The organism is Streptomyces sp. NPDC001502 (genome assembly GCF_042894785.1).
GTDB classification, from domain to species: Bacteria; Actinomycetota; Actinomycetes; order Streptomycetales; family Streptomycetaceae; genus Streptomyces; species Streptomyces kutzneri.
In genome coordinates, this window is record NZ_JBIAVW010000004.1 from 443,016 (window position 1) to 461,075 (window position 18,060).

The 18,060-nt window shown below is 73.6% G+C and carries 14 protein-coding genes; 11 read left to right on the top strand and 3 right to left on the bottom strand.

Annotated elements, in window-relative coordinates; genetic code table 11:
- Positions 1–29: 29 nt before the first annotated feature.
- Positions 30–887: a thioesterase family protein gene (locus tag ACFY0D_RS09240; RefSeq protein WP_390797698.1), complete on the top strand. Its 858-nt coding sequence runs from the start codon at positions 30–32 to the stop codon at positions 885–887.
- Between the two features lie 144 nt (positions 888–1,031).
- The gene (locus ACFY0D_RS09245; RefSeq protein WP_390797699.1) at positions 1,032–2,195 is read left to right on the top strand and encodes a cysteine desulfurase family protein; all 1,164 of its coding nucleotides are present in this window, start codon (positions 1,032–1,034) and stop codon (positions 2,193–2,195) included.
- A gap of 150 nt (positions 2,196–2,345) precedes the next feature.
- Here ACFY0D_RS09245 and ACFY0D_RS09250 read toward each other — a convergent pair whose 3' ends face one another.
- Positions 2,346–3,014 carry an N-acetylmuramoyl-L-alanine amidase gene (locus ACFY0D_RS09250; RefSeq protein ID WP_390797700.1) on the bottom strand — a complete coding sequence of 223 codons (669 nt, stop codon included), beginning with the start codon at positions 3,012–3,014 and terminating at the stop codon, positions 2,346–2,348.
- Between the two features lie 61 nt (positions 3,015–3,075).
- On the opposite strand from ACFY0D_RS09250, the gene mnmA reads away from it, so the two are divergent.
- Positions 3,076–4,209: a tRNA 2-thiouridine(34) synthase MnmA gene (gene mnmA / locus ACFY0D_RS09255; protein WP_390797701.1), complete on the top strand. Its 1,134-nt coding sequence runs from the start codon at positions 3,076–3,078 to the stop codon at positions 4,207–4,209.
- Positions 4,210–4,278: 69 nt separating this feature from the next.
- On the opposite strand, the gene ACFY0D_RS09260 is transcribed toward mnmA, so the two are convergent.
- Positions 4,279–5,052 carry a PE-PPE domain-containing protein gene (locus tag ACFY0D_RS09260; protein ID WP_390797702.1) on the bottom strand — a complete coding sequence of 258 codons (774 nt, stop codon included), beginning with the start codon at positions 5,050–5,052 and terminating at the stop codon, positions 4,279–4,281.
- A gap of 200 nt (positions 5,053–5,252) precedes the next feature.
- Here ACFY0D_RS09260 and ACFY0D_RS09265 point away from each other — a divergent pair, with 200 nt between their 5' ends.
- On the top strand, positions 5,253–7,781 hold the full coding sequence (locus ACFY0D_RS09265) for a helix-turn-helix domain-containing protein (protein ID WP_390797703.1): 2,529 nt from the start codon (positions 5,253–5,255) through the stop codon (positions 7,779–7,781).
- A 185-nt stretch (positions 7,782–7,966) separates the two neighbouring features.
- Here ACFY0D_RS09265 and ACFY0D_RS09270 read toward each other — a convergent pair whose 3' ends face one another.
- On the bottom strand, positions 7,967–8,890 hold the full coding sequence (locus ACFY0D_RS09270; protein WP_390797704.1) for an NADP-dependent oxidoreductase: 924 nt from the start codon (positions 8,888–8,890) through the stop codon (positions 7,967–7,969).
- 116 nt (positions 8,891–9,006) lie between these two features.
- On the opposite strand from ACFY0D_RS09270, the gene ACFY0D_RS09275 reads away from it, so the two are divergent.
- The 7 genes from ACFY0D_RS09275 to ACFY0D_RS09305 all read left to right on the top strand — a co-directional run bounded on the left by ACFY0D_RS09275 (position 9,007) and on the right by ACFY0D_RS09305 (position 17,908).
- The gene (locus tag ACFY0D_RS09275) at positions 9,007–9,972 is read left to right on the top strand and encodes a GlxA family transcriptional regulator (protein ID WP_390797705.1); all 966 of its coding nucleotides are present in this window, start codon (positions 9,007–9,009) and stop codon (positions 9,970–9,972) included.
- 89 nt (positions 9,973–10,061) lie between these two features.
- Positions 10,062–10,406, top strand: coding sequence for a DUF1330 domain-containing protein (locus tag ACFY0D_RS09280; protein WP_390797706.1), 345 nt, complete (start codon positions 10,062–10,064; stop codon positions 10,404–10,406).
- Positions 10,407–10,408: 2 nt separating this feature from the next.
- Positions 10,409–11,359 (top strand): hypothetical protein, encoded by a 951-nt coding sequence (locus ACFY0D_RS09285; protein WP_390797707.1) that lies wholly within the window; start codon positions 10,409–10,411, stop codon positions 11,357–11,359.
- Positions 11,360–11,428: 69 nt separating this feature from the next.
- Positions 11,429–12,118: an SDR family oxidoreductase gene (locus ACFY0D_RS09290; RefSeq protein ID WP_390797708.1), complete on the top strand. Its 690-nt coding sequence runs from the start codon at positions 11,429–11,431 to the stop codon at positions 12,116–12,118.
- Positions 12,115–13,098, top strand: coding sequence for a methionine synthase (locus ACFY0D_RS09295; protein ID WP_390797709.1), 984 nt, complete (start codon positions 12,115–12,117; stop codon positions 13,096–13,098). Before ACFY0D_RS09290 ends, ACFY0D_RS09295 begins: the two co-directional genes overlap by 4 nt.
- Before the next feature lie 31 nt (positions 13,099–13,129).
- Positions 13,130–15,331, top strand: a complete 2,202-nt coding sequence (gene ligA / locus ACFY0D_RS09300; protein ID WP_390797710.1) for an NAD-dependent DNA ligase LigA — start codon at positions 13,130–13,132, stop codon at positions 15,329–15,331.
- A 387-nt stretch (positions 15,332–15,718) separates the two neighbouring features.
- The gene (locus ACFY0D_RS09305) at positions 15,719–17,908 is read left to right on the top strand and encodes a putative bifunctional diguanylate cyclase/phosphodiesterase (RefSeq protein ID WP_390797711.1); all 2,190 of its coding nucleotides are present in this window, start codon (positions 15,719–15,721) and stop codon (positions 17,906–17,908) included.
- The last annotated feature ends 152 nt before the right edge of the window (positions 17,909–18,060 follow it).

Consider the following 18,060-nt stretch of genomic DNA (forward strand, 5'->3'; position numbering starts at 1 on the left):
TAGTAGCAAGCCGGTGTACCGTCGTTTGCATGTCACACGCAGCTGCCAAGGCATCCATCGGCGACAGTGAGTTCGACCGCGACACCGCCATCACCGCACGCGCGGGCGAGCCCGGGGTGTACGACGCGGAACTCTCCGCCGGCTGGACGATCATCGCCGCCGTGAACGGCGGCTACCTGCTGGCCCTGGTCGGCCGGGCCCTGTCGGCGGCCCTCCCGCACCCGGACCCGTTCACCGTCTCCGCGCACTACCTGACCTCCTCCGTGCCCGGCCCCGCCGTGATCCGCACCCAGGTCGTCCGCGTCGGCCGCACCCTCTCCACCGGCCAGGCCTCGCTGTTCCAGTACGACGAGAGCGGCGCCGAGATCGAGCGCATCCGCGTCCTCGCCTCCTACGGCGACCTCGCGGCCCTGCCGGACGACGTACGCACCGTCGCCGTGCCGCCCGCCATCCCCGCCTACGAGGACTGCATCGGCCCCGAGGCCGGCCCGGCCCCGATCCCCGGCAGCTCCGCCATCGTGGACCGGCTCCGCCTCCGCCTGGACCCGGCGACCGCCGGATGGGCCGTCGGCGCGCCCTCCGGCAAGGGCGAGATGCGGGCCTGGTTCGAGCTGGCCGACGGCCGCGACGCCGACCCGCTCTCCATGCTCCTGGCCGTCGACGCGCTCCCGCCGACCGCCTTCGACATGGGCCTGGTGGCCTGGACCCCGACGGTGGAACTCACCACCCACGTCCGCCGCCGCCCGGCCCCCGGCCCGCTCCGGGTCTCCATCACCACCCGCAACCTGTCCGGCGGCTTCCTGGAGGAGGACGCCGAGGTCTGGGACTCCTCGGACCACCTGGTCGCGCAGTCCCGCCAACTGGCCCGCGCCCTGCGCCCGGCCTGACGCCGGCCTGGCCTGACGCCGGCCTGGCCTGACGCCGGCCCGGCCCGGGCCGACTGGTCCGGCGGCGCCCCGGGGTGCCTTGCCGGCCATCGTGGGGTCCCGCGGCGCAAGCGGCCACCGGCGGGCTCGTAGAATCGGGGGATCATGGCCTACCTCGACCACGCCGCCACCACCCCGATGCTGCCGGAGGCCGTCGCGGCGATGACCGCGCAGTTCGCCGCCACGGGGAACGCCTCCTCCCTGCACGCCGCCGGCCGCCGGGCCCGCCGTACCGTGGAGGAGGCCCGCGAGGCCTTCGCCGAGGCGGTCGGCGCCCGCCCCAGCGAGGTGGTCTTCACCGCCGGCGGAACGGAGGCCGACAACCTCGCCGTCAAGGGCCTCTACTGGGCCCGGCGCGACGCCGATCCCGCCCGGACCCGGGTCATCGCCAGCCCCGTCGAGCACCACGCCGTGCTCGACGCCGTCCACTGGCTCGCCGAGCATGAGGGCGCGCAGGTCGAGTACCTGCCCGTGGACCGCTACGGGCGCGTCCACGCCGACGCCTTCCGCGAGGCCGTCGAGCGCAACCCCGACGACCTGGCTCTGGCCACCGTCATGTGGGCCAACAACGAGATCGGGACCGTCATGCCGGTCCGCGAACTGGCCGCCATCGCCCGTGAGTACGGGATCCCGCTGCACTCCGACGCCGTCCAGGCCTTCGGCCAGCTCGACGTCCACTTCGGCGACAGCGCTCTCGCCGCCATGACCGTCAGCGGCCACAAGATCGGCGGCCCCTACGGCATCGGCGCTCTGCTGCTCGGCCGCGACCAGAGTCCCGTACCCGTCCTGCACGGCGGCGGCCAGGAGCGGCACGTCCGCTCCGGCACCCTCGACGTGCCGGCGGTCGCCGCCTTCGCCGTGGCCGCCGTCCTCGCCGTCGAACGGCGCGAGCGGTTCGCCACCGAGATCGGCGCCCTGCGCGACGAGCTGGTCGCCGCCGTCCGCGCGGCCGTGCCCGACGCCGTTCTCGGGGGAGACCCCGACGAGCGGCTTCCCGCCAACGCCCACTTCAGCTTCCCCGGCTGCGAGGGCGACTCGCTGCTGCTCCTGCTCGACGCCCAGGGCATCGAGTGCTCCACCGGCTCCGCCTGCACGGCGGGCGTGGCCCAGCCCAGCCACGTCCTGCTGGCCGCCGGCACCGACCCGCAGCTGGCCCGCGGCACCCTGCGCTTCTCCCTCGGCCACACCTCCACCAAGGAGGACGTCGCGGCCCTGGCCGCGGCCATCGGCCCGGCGGTGGAGCGCGCCCGCACGGCGGGCCTCAGCTAGTGCTGTGACCGGCAAGGTTCACCGGGTCACGACGATGCTTCCCCCAGGCCCTGCGGGCCTGGGGAGACCCCGTGCACCGGACGCCGCAACCCGGCCAAGCTTTCCGGCCACAGCACCAGGCCGTCTCTTCCGGATCCTGCCGGGCCCGGCCTAAGCGTCCAGGGCCGCCCGGATCAGGCCTATGTAGCGGTTCCAGTCCCAGTGGCGGCCGGGATCGGTGTGGTCGGCGCCCTGCACCTCGGAGTGGCCGACTATGTGGGTGCGGTCCGCCGGTATGCCGTACCGGCGGCAGACGTCGGCCGCCAGCCGCGCCGAAGCCGCGTACATCGTGTCCGTGAAGTCCTGCGGGCGGTCCACGAAGCCCACGTGCTCGATGCCGACACTGCGCTCGTTCATCGAGCGGTTCCCCGAGTGGAAGGCCACGTCCAGCTCGCGCACCATCTGCTCCACGTGCCCGTCCCCGCGCACTATGTAGTGCGCCGACGCCTTGTGCCACGGGTTCTGGAAGGCGTCCACCGAGGACTGGAAGCCGCCCTGTGTGACATGCACGACGATCCGGTCCACCCGGTAGTCGGCCGGGCGGTCCGCCTTGCGCCAGTTCGCCGGCGAGGCCGACGTCCAGCTCGCGCCCGCGTGGTCGAGCTCGCCCTCCTTGCGGGGCTTGTCCACACCCGGTATCAGCCACCAGGCCCGGCCGATCTCCTCCCGGCCGGCCACCGCCGCCGCCGCGAAGACCCCGAGCCCGCCGAAGAGCACGGCCCTGCGGGTCCGCCCCGGCGACTTCTTCCCCTTGTTCCCCTGCTCGACGATGTGATCCACCCCCCGTACCCCGATAACGCGCTGTGACCCCGCCCGGTTCCCCCGTACTCTGGACGGTGCTATGACTGAGAACCTGCCGCGCACCGCCCGTCCCCTTCGCGTCCTGGCCGCCATGTCCGGGGGCGTGGACTCCGCCGTCGCCGCCGCCCGCGCGGTCGAAGCCGGGCACGACGTGACCGGCGTCCACCTGGCGCTCTCCGCGAACCCGCAGTCCTTCCGGACCGGCGCCCGCGGCTGCTGCACCATCGAGGACTCCCGAGACGCCCGCCGGGCCGCCGATGTCATCGGCATCCCGTTCTACGTCTGGGACCTCGCCGAGCGCTTCCGCGAGGACGTCGTCGAGGACTTCATCTCCGAGTACGAGGCCGGGCGCACCCCGAACCCGTGCCTGCGCTGCAACGAGAAGATCAAGTTCGCGGCGCTGCTCGACAAGGCCCTCGCGCTCGGCTTCGACGCCGTCTGCACCGGTCACTACGCCACCGTCGTGCTGAACGAGGACGGCTCCCGCGAGCTGCACCGCGCCTCCGACATGGCCAAGGACCAGTCCTACGTCCTCGGCGTCCTCGACGAGAAGCAGCTCGCCCACGCCCTCTTCCCGCTCGGTGACACCCTCACCACCAAGGAAGAGATCCGCGCCGAGGCCGAGGAGCGGGGGCTGGCCGTCGCGAAGAAGCCCGACAGCCACGACATCTGCTTCATCGCCGACGGCGACACCCAGGGCTTCCTCGCGAACCGCCTCGGCAAGGCCGAGGGCGACATCGTCGACGAGGTGACCGGCGAGAAGGTCGGCACCCACGAGGGCGCCTTCGGCTTCACCATCGGCCAGCGCAAGGGCCTGCGCATCGGCCACCCCGCCCCCGACGGCAAGCCGCGCTACGTCCTCGACATCTCGCCGGTGAACAACACCGTCACCGTCGGCCCCGTCGAGGCCCTCGACGTCACCGCCCTCACCGCGATCCGCCCCCGCTGGTGCGGAGCCGTGGCCGCCGCCCCGGGCACCTACACCGCCCAGCTGCGCGCCCACGGCGGCGAGACCGAGGTCTTCGCCGAGGTCGTGGACGGCGAGCTGCGCGTCTCCTTCACGGAGCCGGTCCGGGGCGTGGCCCCCGGCCAGGCGATCGTGCTGTACGACGGCACCCGTGTGGTCGGCTCGGCCACCATCGCGACCACGACGCGGGCCGCCGCCACCGTCTGAACGCCGCCTTCCACGGCACGACGCCGCGGCCCGTCCCCCCGGGCGGGCCGCGGCGCCGTGCTGCCCCGATCAGGCCGCCGGGTACCAGACGGTCCCGCTGCCGCCGTGCTGGGCGAGGGTGGTCGCGATGATCTCGCCCTCCCGGAAGTAACGCGGGTGCTGCTGCAGGAAGCCGGGGAAGGAGTCCAGGGACGTCGCGTCACAGACCCCGTCGGTCTTGATGCAGTGGCGCTGGACCGGGACGCCGGGGAAATCCTCCGGCCCGGTGCCGGGGGAGTACGCCACGAACGGGATGAGGACCCCCTGGGGGACCAGGCGCCAGAAACCGGTTCCGGGCTGCATCGGGTCGGAGTAGAGCATGCCGTCGACCCGGTCGCGCGGCACCTCGGTGCCGTTGTCGGCGATCGTCTGGAGCAACAGGTCGGCGACCCAGGCGCCCTGGGAGTAGCCGGCGATCGTGAAGGTGGCGGTCGGGTCGGTCCGGTAGGCCTCCTCCAAGGCGGCCCGGGCGTTCCAGTAGCCCTGGTTCACGCTGTCGCCGAAGCTCGGTGCGAAGGGGGCCGGCTGTTCGTTGTGGCTGCCGACGAAGGGGCCGCCGCTGGCCACGTAGCAGACCGGAATCGCGATGCCCCCGTTCAGATGCCGGTTCGCGGCGTCGAAGCTCGTGGTGCACCCCGGTGCGGCCGCGGCCGCACCGGTACCGCCGATCTCGATGTAGTAGTGGTTCGCCGGGGCGGCCTGCGCGGTGGTCGGCGCGGCCACGGCGCCGGCGAGCAGGAGGACCGTCGACGCGACGACGGACTTGAGGCGATGGGCGAGCCTGTGCGGCTTCTTGGTGGACATACGGGTCAACTCCCCTGGGTCAAGGCGGACACCGCGTCGAGTGCGGCGACCGGCACTCATCGTGGTGTTCGTGCTGGTCGGGGGACCATGCCCGCAACCGGCCATATGTGGCCGGTCGGTGATGCCCCGTGGTTTGACCGGGATCCGGGAGGACATCGGACTCAAGTGGCAGGGTCGTCGTCGGGTGAAAGGGCGGACAAGTGAGCAGCCGGTTCGGTGCGTTGCTCCGCGGGTTGCGGCACGAGGCGGGGATGACGCAGGAGCAGTTGGCCGAGCGGTCCCGGCTCGGGGTCCGCACCATCCACCGGCTGGAGACCGGCAAACCCACCGACGCCCGGATGGGAACGGTGAAGCAGGTCGCGCACGCGCTGGCCGACGAGCTGAAGCGCGACCGGGACGAGCTCTGGACGGATCTGCTGGCCGCCCACCGCGGCAACGGAGCCGCCGCCGGTGAGGACCTGCGTGCCGCACGTGCTCCCGTACCGGAGCCGGAGCCGGAGCCGGTGCAGGCGCCCCGGCCGGTGCCGGAGCGGACGCCCGAACCGGAACATCCGGCCCGGCCGGCGCCGCACCGCACACTGCCGACGTCCCGGGGCGCCCTGGCCGAGGCCGCCGGGGCGCTCGCCCACGACGTCTACGGCCGCTGCATCCGCGAGGAGGAGCAGCGCCGCATCCACGACCCCTTCCCGCTTCCCGTGCGGTGGCGGTCGGCCCCCGCCGACCTGCTGGACCACTGGGACAACATCCGCGGCACCGCGCCCGGAACCGCCCGCGGCCCGCTCTCCCTGGACGGCGGCCTCACGGACATCGCCGACGTCTACCGGCGCGTCCGGTCCGGGCGGCTGGTGGTGCTCGGCCGGGCCGGCTCCGGCAAGACCGTCCTCGTCCTGCGGTTCGTCCTCGACCACCTGGGCGCGCGCTCCGACGCCGAGCCCGTGCCGGTGGTCTTCAGCATGGGGTCGTGGGACCCGACCGGCACCACCCTGCGCGACTGGCTGATCGCCCGCCTGCTGCGCGACCACCCGAACCTCGACGCCCGCGCCCCCGGCGGCTCGACCCTCGCCGCCGCCCTGGTGGACGCCGGATGGATCCTGCCGGTCCTGGACGGATTCGACGAGATGGCCACCGGGCTGCTCGGCGTCGCCCTGCGCGAACTCAACGCGAGCTCGCTGCCGCTGCTCCTGACCAGCCGCACCGAGCAGTTCGCCGAAGCCGTCGGGGTCGAGGTGCTCCGCCGGACCGCGGGCATCGAGCTGCTGGACCTCGACGCCGCCGACCTGGTCCACTACCTGCCGCGCACCGCGCGCCCGAGGGCGCCGGCCGGCCGGGAGGGACCGGCCGGCCGGGAGGGCGGGGACGGCCGGGCCGCCACCGGGTGGGACCCCGTCCTGGAGCGGCTGCGCACGGACCCGGAGGACAGCCCGGGCGCCCGCCTCAGGGCCGTACTGAGCACCCCGCTGATGGTCCTGCTCGCCCGGACCGCCTACAGCGACACCCCGGCCCAGGACCCTGCCGGGCTGCTGGACGAGGCCCGCTTCCCGACCCCGGAGGCCATCGAGGAGCATCTGCTGGCCGGGTTCGTGCCGAGCGTCTACCGGCCGCTGCCCATGGCCGTCCCGGGCGCCCGCCGCGGGCGCAGGTCCCGTGGCTGGGACCCGTACCGCGCCGGGCGCTACCTGGGCCACCTCGCCGACCACCTGGACCGGCCCGGGCGCCGCGCGGGCCAGGACCTGGCGTGGTGGCAGCTGCGCGACTCGCTGCGGCCGTCCTCGCGGATCCTGGCCGTCGTCCTCGCCTGCTCCCTGGTCACCGCCGTCGCCGACTGGCTGGTCTTCCCGGCGAAGAACCTGGCCGCGGGCCGCGGCGCCGCGTTCGCCCTGGGTGCGGGCCTGCTGGACGCGGTGCTGTTCGGCCCCGCCGTCGGCCTCGCCTTCGGGCTGGTCTACGGGCTCATGGCCGTGCTCGGGATCAGGGCGTTCGAGCCGTCCCGGGTGCGGATGCGGCTGCCCGGCCGCCGCCGGCGCGGCGTCGGACCGTCCTCCCGCAGGTTCGCCACCCTGGTTCCGGCCGGACTGCTGGGCGGCTTCGTGATGGGCCTCGGGTGCGGGATCGCCTTCACCGTGGGCGCGCAGCTGACGTACGGCGGGGTGCTGGTCAACGCGGCGGTGATCGAGGCGACGGCCGTCAACTGCCTCATGTACGGGCTCACGTTCGCCCTGGCAGGAGGCCTCGTACTCGGGCTCGTGGCCACGCTGGAGACCCCCATCGACCTCGGCCGGGCCGCCACCCCGACGGACCTGCTGGCCGTCAACCGCAGTATCGTGGTGCGCCAGGCACTCTTCCTCGCGCCGATGCTGACCCTGGTGATCGCCTTCGGCGGCCGGCTCATGACCGAGCTGCTCCAGGGTGTCGTCGGCCCCCTGACCTGGCCGATGGCCGAGGGGCTCGCGCTCGGCGCCGTGGGCGGGGTGGCCGGCGCGCTCTCCTACGTGCTGGCGTTCACCGCCTGGGGCCAGTGGGTGCTCCTGGCCCGGATCTGGCTGCCGCTGACCGGCCGCCTCCCCTGGGCGACGGTCGCCTTCCTGGAGGACGCCTACCGGCGCGGTGTCCTGCGCCAGGTCGGCGCCGTCTACCAGTTCCGCCACGCCCGCCTCCAGCGCCACCTGCGCGGCCGGCCGGCGGGGCCGGCCGGCCAGGACGTGCCGGGCGGAGGGTCACCTGCCCGATGACCTCCACAACGTCTCCGAGCGGTGGTTCGACCCGGTGATCGTCACCCGGCAGAGCACGCAGGAGATCATGTCGCCCTCCCTGGCAATGCCAGGGACGCAGTCCGCCCGCTGCCCTGGCAATGCCAGGGCAGCGGGCGGACTGCGGCGAACCTGATCGCCCGGACGGGTCGCGGCCGGTGTGCGCCTCAGGCGACGGTCAGGACGATCTTGCCGGTGGTGCGGCCCTGCTCGCCGATCTCGTGGGCCTTCGCGGCCTGCTCCAGCGGCAGCACCGTGTCGACCAGCGGCTTCAGCAGGCCCTGCTCGACGAGCGCCGCGATCTCCCGCAGGCCGCCCAGGTCAGGCTCCACCAGGACCCAGGAGGCGTGCACCCCCTGCGGGTCGGCCGGGAGGGAGTCCGGGCCGGGCAGGGTCACCAGATGGCCGCCGGCCTTGAGGACCTTCAGGGAGCGCCGCGTGTAGTCCCCGCCGATGGCGTCGATCACGACGTCCACGTCGGCGACGGCGTCCTCGAAGTCCGTGGTGCGGTAGTCGATCACCTCGTCGGCGCCGAGCTCGCGCAGCAGCGCGTGCTTGCCCGCGCTCGCGGTGCCGATCACGTACGCGCCGCGGGCCTTGGCGATCTGTACCGCCAGGTGGCCCACCCCGCCGGCCGCCGCGTGCACCAGCACCCGCTGCCCGGCGCTCACCCCGGCCGTGTCCACCAGGGCCTGCCAGGCGGTCAGCGCGGCCAGCGGCAGCGCCGCGGCCTGCACGTGGTCCAGCGTGGCCGGCTTGGGGGCGAAGTGCCGGGCGGGTCCCGTCACGTACTCGGCGTACGCGCCGGCCTGCTGCGGGAAGCGGGGCATCCCGTACACCTCGTCGCCCACCTGGTACAGGGTCACGCCCGGTCCCACGGCCTCGACGGTGCCGGACACGTCCCAGCCGACCGCCGGCACCGGGCCCCAGGGGATCAGGGCGCCGCTCTCGCGCGTCTTCCAGTCCACGGGGTTGACCCCGGCGGCGTGGACCCGCACCAGGACCTCGCCCATACCGGGCTCCGGACGCTCGGCCTCGGTCTCGACGAGGACCTCGGGTCCGCCCCACTTGCTGATGACGACGGCGCGCATGACATGTCTCCTTGCTGGGTTCCTGCCGGCCGGTGTCCCGGCCGATGACCTCACTTTCCCCGCTCGCCGACCCGCGCAGTGTTGGCCGTACGGCCACCATGTGACAGGATCTGGCCATGCACCGAATTGCCGTACTCGCCCTCGAAGGGGTCCCTCCGTTCGAGCTCGGCATCCCCTCCCGTGTCTTCGGCAACGCCCAGGACGAGGCCGGGGCGCCGCTCTACGAGGTGACCGTCTGCACCGCCGACGGCCTGCCCGTGACCAGCGACGCGGGCTTCACCGTCGGCGTCTCGGCGGGCCCCGAGGCCCTCGCCGCCGCCGACACCGTGATCGTCACGCCCACCCACGCCATGGACGAGCTCGCGCACGGCGCGCCCCTGCCGCAGCCGCTGACCGACGCCCTCGCGGCGATCCGGCCCGGCACCCGGCTGGTCTCCCTGTGCACCGGCTCGTACGTCCTGGCCGCCGCCGGACTGCTCGACGGCCGCCCCGCCACCACGCACTGGCTGCACGCGCCCGAGTTCCAGCGGGGCTTCCCGCGCGTCCGGCTCGACGAGGAGGTCCTCTTCGTCGACGACGGCGACATCCTCACCTCGGCCGGCGTGGCCGCCGGCATCGACCTCTGCCTCTACCTGATCCGCCAGGACCACGGCACGGGCGTCGCCAACCGGGCCGCGCGGCTGTGCGTGGTCCCGCCCTGGCGCGACGGCGGCCAGGCCCAGTACATCGACCGCCCCGTCCCCGAGCCGACCGTCGCCACCACCACCGCCACCCGCGCGTGGGCCCTGGAACGCCTCGCCGAACCGGTCACCCTCGGCGAACTGGCCGCGCACGCCCGGATGAGCCTGCGCACCTTCACGCGCCGGTTCCGCGACGAGGTCGGCATGACGCCGGTGCAGTGGCTCACCGCGCAACGGCTCGAACTGGCCCGTCACCTGCTGGAGTCCAGCGACCTGCCGGTCGACCTGGTGGCCCACCGCGCCGGCTTCGGCTCGGCCAACTCCCTGCGCCAGCACATGCGTTCCGCCCTCGGCGTCTCACCGATCGCCTACCGGCGCACCTTCCAGCCCGCATCGGCATGACCTGGGAGGTAATCGCAGCAGGAGCCGCGCCCTGACAGGATCGGATCAGCGGGCCCGGGCCGACGGGCCGGTCGACAGGGGAGCAGACCATGACCGCGTACGCCATCGCCCACATCCGCCCCGAGACGATGAACGAGGACATCCTCACGTACATCGAGACCATCCAGTCGACGATGGATCCCTTCGGCGGCCGCTTCCTCGTCCACGGCAAGGAGGTCGAGGTCCTGGAGGGCCCCTTCCCCGGCACCGTCGTCGTCATCGGCTTCCCCGACATGGAGCGGGCGCGTGCCTGGTACGCCTCCGACGCCTACCGGGCCATCCTCCCGCTGCGCACGGACCACATGGCCGGCGAGGTCATCCTCGTCGAGGGCGTCCCGGCCGACTACGACGCCTCGAAGACGGCCGCCGGCCTGCGCGAAGCCGCAGGGCTCTGACGATGGGCAACCGGGCCGTCTTCGTCCTCCCGGGCTCCCGGGGCCACACCCGCCACCGCTCCTCCTACGGCGCCGTGGACCTGGACCTCGACCTGCTGGCCGGGCCCGAGGCGGTGCTCCCGTACCTGCGCAGCCACGCTCGGGAGGACGACTGGTACCCCGACGACATGGTCGAGGGCGGCGTCCTCGCCGACGAGGACCGCCGGCTCCTGCTGCTCTTCGCACGGGACGGGGCCATCGCCTCCCAGCGCACCCGGGCCGCCACCCTGGAGCTGCTGCGGTGCGGCTGGCCGGGCTGGGAGGTGCGCTGGCTCTACGACGGCCAGAGCGGGCTGCGCGCCCACCTCGGGCTCGACCCGCAGGAGGCGGACACCGCCGTGTACCCCGGTCCCGCACTGGAGCCGGACGACGAGGAGCTGGACGCCCCCGACCCGCTGGTCGCCGTGGTCACCATCGGCGCGGACCGCTGTCACGTGCTCGCCGACATCAACGACCACCCCGTCGAGGAGGGGCCCGCCCTGCTGGAGCGGCTGCGGGACGCCCCGGACCACCGGAGCCACCGGCTGCCGGCGGATGCCGGCATCCACGTGGATCCCGAGAGGCGCCGGGTCGGCTGGTGGCTGAACACGGCCCGCGCCCACGGGCGTGCCCCCGCCGCCCGCTGGCCCGGCTGGACGGTGGAGTTCTGGGAGGACCGCTGGGCCGAGCACGAGCGGGCCTGCGGCGGCCGCTTCGCCCCGCCCGCGCCGGACCGCGCCGCCGCGCTGGCCGAGGTACGCGACCAGGCCCTGGAGCGGTGGGCCGGGCCGCGCGGCGACGTGCGGGCCCGGCTCGTCGCGGCGCTCCCGCACGCCGTGATCGGCCAGGGCTTCGCCCCCGCCGTCACGGCGGAGCAGGCGGCCGCGGCCCGCGCCGCCGTGGAACGTGCCCACGCGGCGGCCGTCGGCACCTGACCCCGGCCCGCGGCACCTGACCTCGGCCTTCGGCCCCCGCGCCCGCCCGGGGGTGCGAGCATGGGCGGTATGGCTACTCACTTGATCACCGGTGCCGGCTCCGGCATCGGCGCCGCCGTCGCGGCCCGGCTGCACGCACGCGGCGACGACCTCGTCCTCCTCGCCCGGGACGCCGGCCGTGCCCGCGAGCTCGTCGACCGTTACCCCGGCGCCACGTCCCTCGTCGGCGACCTCGCCGATCCCGACCGGCTGTCGTGGGCGTTCTCCAAGCAGGCCGTCCCGGAGCGGATCGACTCCCTGCTGCACATCGCCGGGATCGTCGACCTCGGACCGGTCGGTGAGCTCCGGCCCAAGACCTGGCACCAGCAGCTCAACGTGAACCTGATCGCCCCCGCCGAGGTCACCCGGCTGCTGCTGCCCACCCTGCGCGCCTCCAAGGCCACCGTCGTCTTCGTGAACTCGGGCGCCGGCCTGACCGCCCACCCCGACTGGAGCGCGTACGCCGCCTCCAAGCACGGGCTCAAGGCCCTCGCCGACTCGCTGCGCGGCGAGGAGCGGGCCAACGGCATCCGCGTCACCTCCGTCTACCCGGGCCGCACCGCCAGCCCCATGCAGGCCAAGGTGCACTCGCAGGAGGGCAAGGAGTACGACCCGGCCGCCTGGATCGACCCCGAGTCCGTGGCGACCACGATCGTCATGGCCATCGACCTGCCCCGCGACGCCGAGGTCAACGACCTGAGCGTCCGGCCGGGCCGATGAGCGCCGGCGCCACCGGCGTCGGATCGCTGCCCGGCGGCGACGCCCGCGAGGCAGCGAAGACCGTCACCGGGTCCTTCGAGGATTTCCCCTACCTCGCCGAGCTGCCCGCCCGCGGGCCCGGCGCGGACATGATCGGCCGGTCCCTCGGACTGCTCGTCGACATGTACGCCCACGTCGAGCCCAGCGGCTGGCGGATCAGCGACCGCCCGGGACGGGACTCGAAGCGGGCCCGGTCCTGGCTGGGGGAGGACCTCGACGCGCTGGAAGAGTTCACCCAGGGGTACACGGGGAAGCTCAAGGTCCAGGCCGTCGGACCGTGGACGCTGGCCGCCGCCCTGGAACTGCACGGCGGCGAGGCCATGCTCCAGGACCCGGGGGCCTGCCGGGACCTGGCCGGATCGCTGTCCGAAGGCCTGCGCGAGCACCTGGCCGACGTACGCAAGCGCATTCCGGGGGCGCAGGTCGTGCTGCAGCTCGACGAGCCCTCGCTGACGGCCGTACTGCTCGGCCGGGTCCGCTCGGCGAGCGCCTACCGCACCTACCGCGCCGTCGACCGGCAGGTGGTCGAGGGTGCGCTGCGCGACCTGTTCGCCGTCCACGACGGGGAGGTCGTGGTGCACTCCTGCGCGCCCGAGGTCCCCTTCGGGCTGCTCCGCAGGGCCGGTGCCACGGGGGTGTCGTTCGATTTCTCCCTGCTCACCGAGCGCGAGGACGACGCCATCGGGGAAGCGGTCGAGAGCGGCACGAAACTCTTCGCCGGAGTGGTGCCCGGCACCGACGCCCCGTTGTCGGACCCGGGCGGTAGCGTCATGGGTGTCAGGAAGCTTTGGCGCAGGCTGGGGCTGGCCCCGGGGACTCTGGCGGAGTCCGTCGTGGTCACCCCGTCGTGCGGTCTGGCGGGCGCTTCGCCCGCCTACGCCCGCGCGGTGCAGGCGCATTGCGTCAGGGCGGCGAGGTCGCTCGCCGACAACCCTGAGTGACGGTCGAAGACGGGCCACGGGAGGACACGGCATGGCAGCCGAACAGCAGGACACGGCAGTACCGACGGCGGTGCGTGATCAGCACGCGCTGCTGGCGGAGCAGGTCGAGGAGCACCGCTTCCGGTACTACGTGAACGACCAGCCGGTCGTCAGCGACGCCGAGTTCGACCAGCTGCTGCGCTCGCTTGAGGCACTGGAGGAGCAGTACCCGGAGCTCCGTACGCCCGACTCGCCCACCCAGAAGGTGGCCGGGGCGTACGCGACGGACTTCGCCTCCGTCGAGCACCGGGAGCGCATGCTCTCCCTCGACAACGCCTTCGACGACGAGGAACTGGCGGCCTGGGCCGAGCGGGTGGCCCGGGACGTGAACACCTCGGACTACCACTACCTGTGCGAGCTCAAGGTGGACGGCCTGGCCGTCAACCTCACCTACGAGAACGGCCGTCTCACCCGGGCGGCCACCCGCGGCGACGGCCGCACCGGTGAGGACATCACGCCCAACGTCCGCACCATCGCCGAGATCCCGGACCGGCTGGAGGGCGACCGGATCCCGGCGCTGGTCGAGATCCGCGGCGAGGTCTACTTCCCGATGGAGAAGTTCCAGGAGCTCAACGCGCGTCTGGTGGAGGCGGAGGGCAAGCCCTTCGCCAACCCGCGCAACGCGGCGGCCGGTTCGCTGCGGCAGAAGGACCCCAAGGTCACCGCGAGCCGCCCGCTGCACATGGTCGTCCACGGCATCGGCGCCCGCGAGGGCTTCGAGATCGAGCGTCAGTCGCAGGCGTACGAGCTGCTGCACGAGTGGGGTCTGCCGACCGCGCAGCACAACAAGGTGGTCTCCACGCTCGCCGAGGTCCGGGAGTTCATCGCGGACTTCGGCGAGAACCGGCACTCGGTGGAGCACGAGATCGACGGCGTCGTCGTCAAGCTCGACGAGATCGCCCTCCAGGGCCGGCTCGGCTCCACCGCCCGCGCCCCGCGCTGGGCGATCGCCTGGAAGTACGCGCCCGAAGAGGTCAACACCAAGCTGATCGACATCAAGGTCGGCGTCGGCCGCACCGGCCGGGTGACCCCGTACGCGCAGGTGGAGCCGGTGAAGGTGGCGGGCTCCGAGGTGGAGTTCGCGACCCTGCACAACCAGGAGGTCGTCAAGGCCAAGGGCGTCCTCATCGGGGACACCGTGGTCCTGCGCAAGGCGGGCGACGTCATCCCCGAGATCCTCGGCCCGGTGGTGGACCTGCGCGACGGCACCGAGCGGGAGTTCGTGATGCCGGCCGTCTGCCCCGCGTGCGGGACGGAGCTGCGGCCGATGAAGGAGGGGGACATCGACGTGCGGTGCCCCAACGGCCAGACCTGCCCGGCCCAGTTGCGCGAGCGGGTCGCCTACCTGGCCGGCCGCCAGTCCCTGGACATCGAGAACTTCGGCATGGTGGCCGCGGCCGCGCTGACCGGCCCGCTGGAGCCGGCCCAGCCGCCGCTGCTGGACGAGGGCGACCTCTTCGGCCTGACCATCGAGCAGCTGCTGCCCATCAAGGCGTACGTCCTGGACCCGGACAGCGGGCTGCCCAAGCGGGATCCGAAGACGGGCGAGGAGAAGATCGTCACGGTCTTCGCCAACCAGAAGGGCGAGCCGAAGAAGAACGCGCTGGCCATGCTGGAGCACATCGCCGCCGCCAAGGACCGCCCGCTCGCCCGCATCATCAACGGCCTGTCGATCCGGCACGTCGGACCGGTCGCGGCCGAGGCCCTCGCCCGCGAGTTCCGTTCGATCGAGCGCATCGAGCAGGCCACCGAGGAGGAGCTGACCGCCACCGAGGGCGTCGGCGCGATCATCGCCGCCTCGCTCAAGGAGTGGTTCGCCGTCGACTGGCACCAGGAGATCCTGCGCAAGTGGCGTGAGGCCGGGGTCCGGATGGAGGAGGAAGGTTCCGCCGAGGAGGAGGGGCCGCGGCCCCTGGAGGGGCTGACCGTCGTCGTCACCGGCACTTTGCAGAGCCACACCCGGGACGGCGCGAAGGAGGCCCTGCAGAGCCGCGGCGCCAAGGTCACCGGATCCGTGTCGAAGAAGACCTCCTTCGTCGTGGTCGGCGACAACCCCGGCTCGAAGTACGACAAGGCCATGCAGTTGAAGCTCGCCGTCCTCGACGACGCCGGATTCGCCGTGCTGCTGGAGCAGGGGCCGGACGCGGCACGCGAGGCCGCGCTCCCGGTGGACGGCGAGGGCGAAGCGCAGTAGTACCGACAGGGGAATCGCCGAGGGGGAGTAGCGAAGGCGAACGGATGCGTGGCGTGCGGCCGTACGGGCGGGCGCACGCCAGGCGCGGCGAACGGTGGTAAACGGCCGGTACAAGGCTGGTCGCAGGGCGGTGAGCTGTCGGATCATCGGACGGGTGACAGGGGGGTCCCGGTCCAAACTCACCCGTTCGGCGGATACCGTACTGATGAGGATGGCTGGGTCGCATTCGGGCAACCACTGCCGACCGCTGCCCCTGGGAGCCTCGCGCGTCCTACTGTTGAGGGGTGCGCCTGTCGTGCACGGCTGCAGGATGCGATTTCGGCCGTGGTGGCATGACATCGGGGCCATCGCGTGACATCGGCATCGCCGGCTGTGAGAGGTACGGGCATGAAACCCACCGAAAGCGCCGACCCGTCACCTGAATTCGGCGGGGAACTCCCGTCCATGCGGGCGGGCAGGTCGGGCAGGCCCGGTGTCCTGGGTGCCAGGACACGGGAGACCCGGCCGGTCCACACCGGCGCGGGCGGGCAGGAGCGGCGCGGTGCGCTGCCCTTCCTCGTCGTGGGCCTCGCCGTCACGGCGCTCACCGTCGGCATCGTCTCCGCGCTGAGCGGTCGTCATGCGCTGTTCCCCGGCGGGCCGGTCGGCTGGGCCCTGGCCATCCTCACGGGCATCATCGTCGGCCACCTCGTCGCCCTCGGCCGCGACCGCTGGTGGGGCGGCACCGGATCGGGCGCCGCGCTCACCCTCGGCGTGCTCATCCTCTACGGATGGGTCCCCGCCGGACTGGTCTCGCTCGCGGTGGTCTCCCTGGTCGGGGCCGCACGCCGGCACCGCTGGCGGCAGGGGCTGCTGCACGGCTCCGTGGACATCCTCGGCATCGGCGCCGGGGCGCTCGTCCTCGCCGCCTTCGGCGAGGCACCCTCCGTCGAGACCCCCTGGCTCCCGGCCTCCTGGGGGCTGGAGGCGGTCCCCGAGATCGTCCTCGTCGCCGTCGCCTACCTGCTCGCCACCCGGTTCCTGCTCTGGATCGCGCTGGCTCCGCGCGGCGACGGGCTGCCCACCGTCGCCCGCACCGCTCTGCTCCGGCAGGCCTTAGTAGCCGTGGCGCTGCTCGGCATCGCCCCCCTGATCTGCGTCGTCGCCGTCAGCCAGCCGGTGCTGCTGCCGCTGTTCGCCGTACCGCTGATCGCACTGGACTCCACCCTGTGGATCGCCCGGGCCCGCGCCGAGGAACAGCTGAGGGACCCGCTGACCGGGCTGCCCAACCGGCAGTGGCTGCTGGAGCGGGCCTGGTCCGCCCTGGACGAGGCCGAACGTTCCGGCACCCGGGCCGCTCTCGTGCTCATCGACCTGGACCGCTTCCGGGCGGTCAACGACACCCTGGGGCACCTGGCGGGCGACCGGCTGCTGCTCCAGATCGCCGAGCGGCTGCGCCAGGCGCTGCCCGAGGACGCCGAGGCGGCCCGGCTCGGCGGCGACGAGTTCGCCGTCCTGCTCCCCTTCGCCGACTCCACCACCAGCGCCCAGCGCATCGCCCGCCACCTGGTCGCGGAGCTCAGCTCCCCCCTCGACCTGGACGGCCTCACACTCGTCCTGGAGGCCAGCGCGGGCCTCGCCGTCTTCCCCGACCACGCGCTCGACGCGGAGGGGCTGCTGCGGCGCGCGGACGTGGCGATGTACCAGGCGAAGCGCGACCGCACGGGCGTCGAGGTGTACGAGTCCAAGCGCGACAGCAACACCCCCGACCGCCTGGGCCTGCTCGGCGACCTCCGCAGAGCCCTCGACGCCGGGGAAGTGGAACTCCACTACCAGCCGAAGGTCCGCTTCGACGGCCAGGTCGCCGGGCTCGAAGCCTTGGTGCGATGGGTGCACCCGGAACGGGGCCGGGTGTCCCCGGACGAGTTCATCGCGATCGCCGAGACCTCCGGGCTCATGCCGCACCTGACGGAGTACGTACTGGAGACGGCCCTCGCCCAGGTGGCGCGGTGGCGGGCCCAGGGCCTCAAGGTCCCGGTGGCCGTCAACGTATCGCCCCGCGACGTCCACACCCCGGGCTTCGCGGGCGCGGTCGCCGCGCGACTGGCCCGCCACGGGGTCCCGGCGAGCGGGCTGCAGCTGGAGATAACGGAACACGTCCTGCTGGAGGACCCCCAGCGGGCGGCCGACACCATGGCCGGGCTCACCGGCCACGGCGTGAAGATGTCCCTCGACGACTTCGGCACCGGCTACTCCTCCCTCGTCCACCTGCGCCGCCTGCCGGTCAGCGAGCTGAAGATCGACCGGTCGTTCGTCGGCCGGCTGGCGGTCGACGCGCAGGACGCGGAGATCGTCCGCTGCACGGTGGACCTCGCGCACTCGCTGGGCCTGCTGGTCGTGGCGGAGGGCGTGGAGGACGACGAGACGTGGGAGCGGCTGCGGGACCTGGGCTGCGACGCCGTCCAGGGCTGGCTGGTCGCCGCCGCCATGCCGCCGCAGGAGGCCACCGCCTGGCTGCTGGCCCGCGGCGAGCGCGGCTGGCGCCGCCCGGCGGACATCACGGCGGAACTCGCCGCCGCGGAGGCCGACGCGGTCTGAGCGGGCGCCGCCACCGCCGGGGCCCCGCCCCGCGCCTCAAACGCCGGCGAGGCTTGGATTCGGCTGACGCCGGCACCGTCCAGCCCCTCCGGCGTTTGAGGAGCGGGGTGCGGGGCGGAGCCCCGGATCCCTGAGCCCCGCCGGCGAATCAG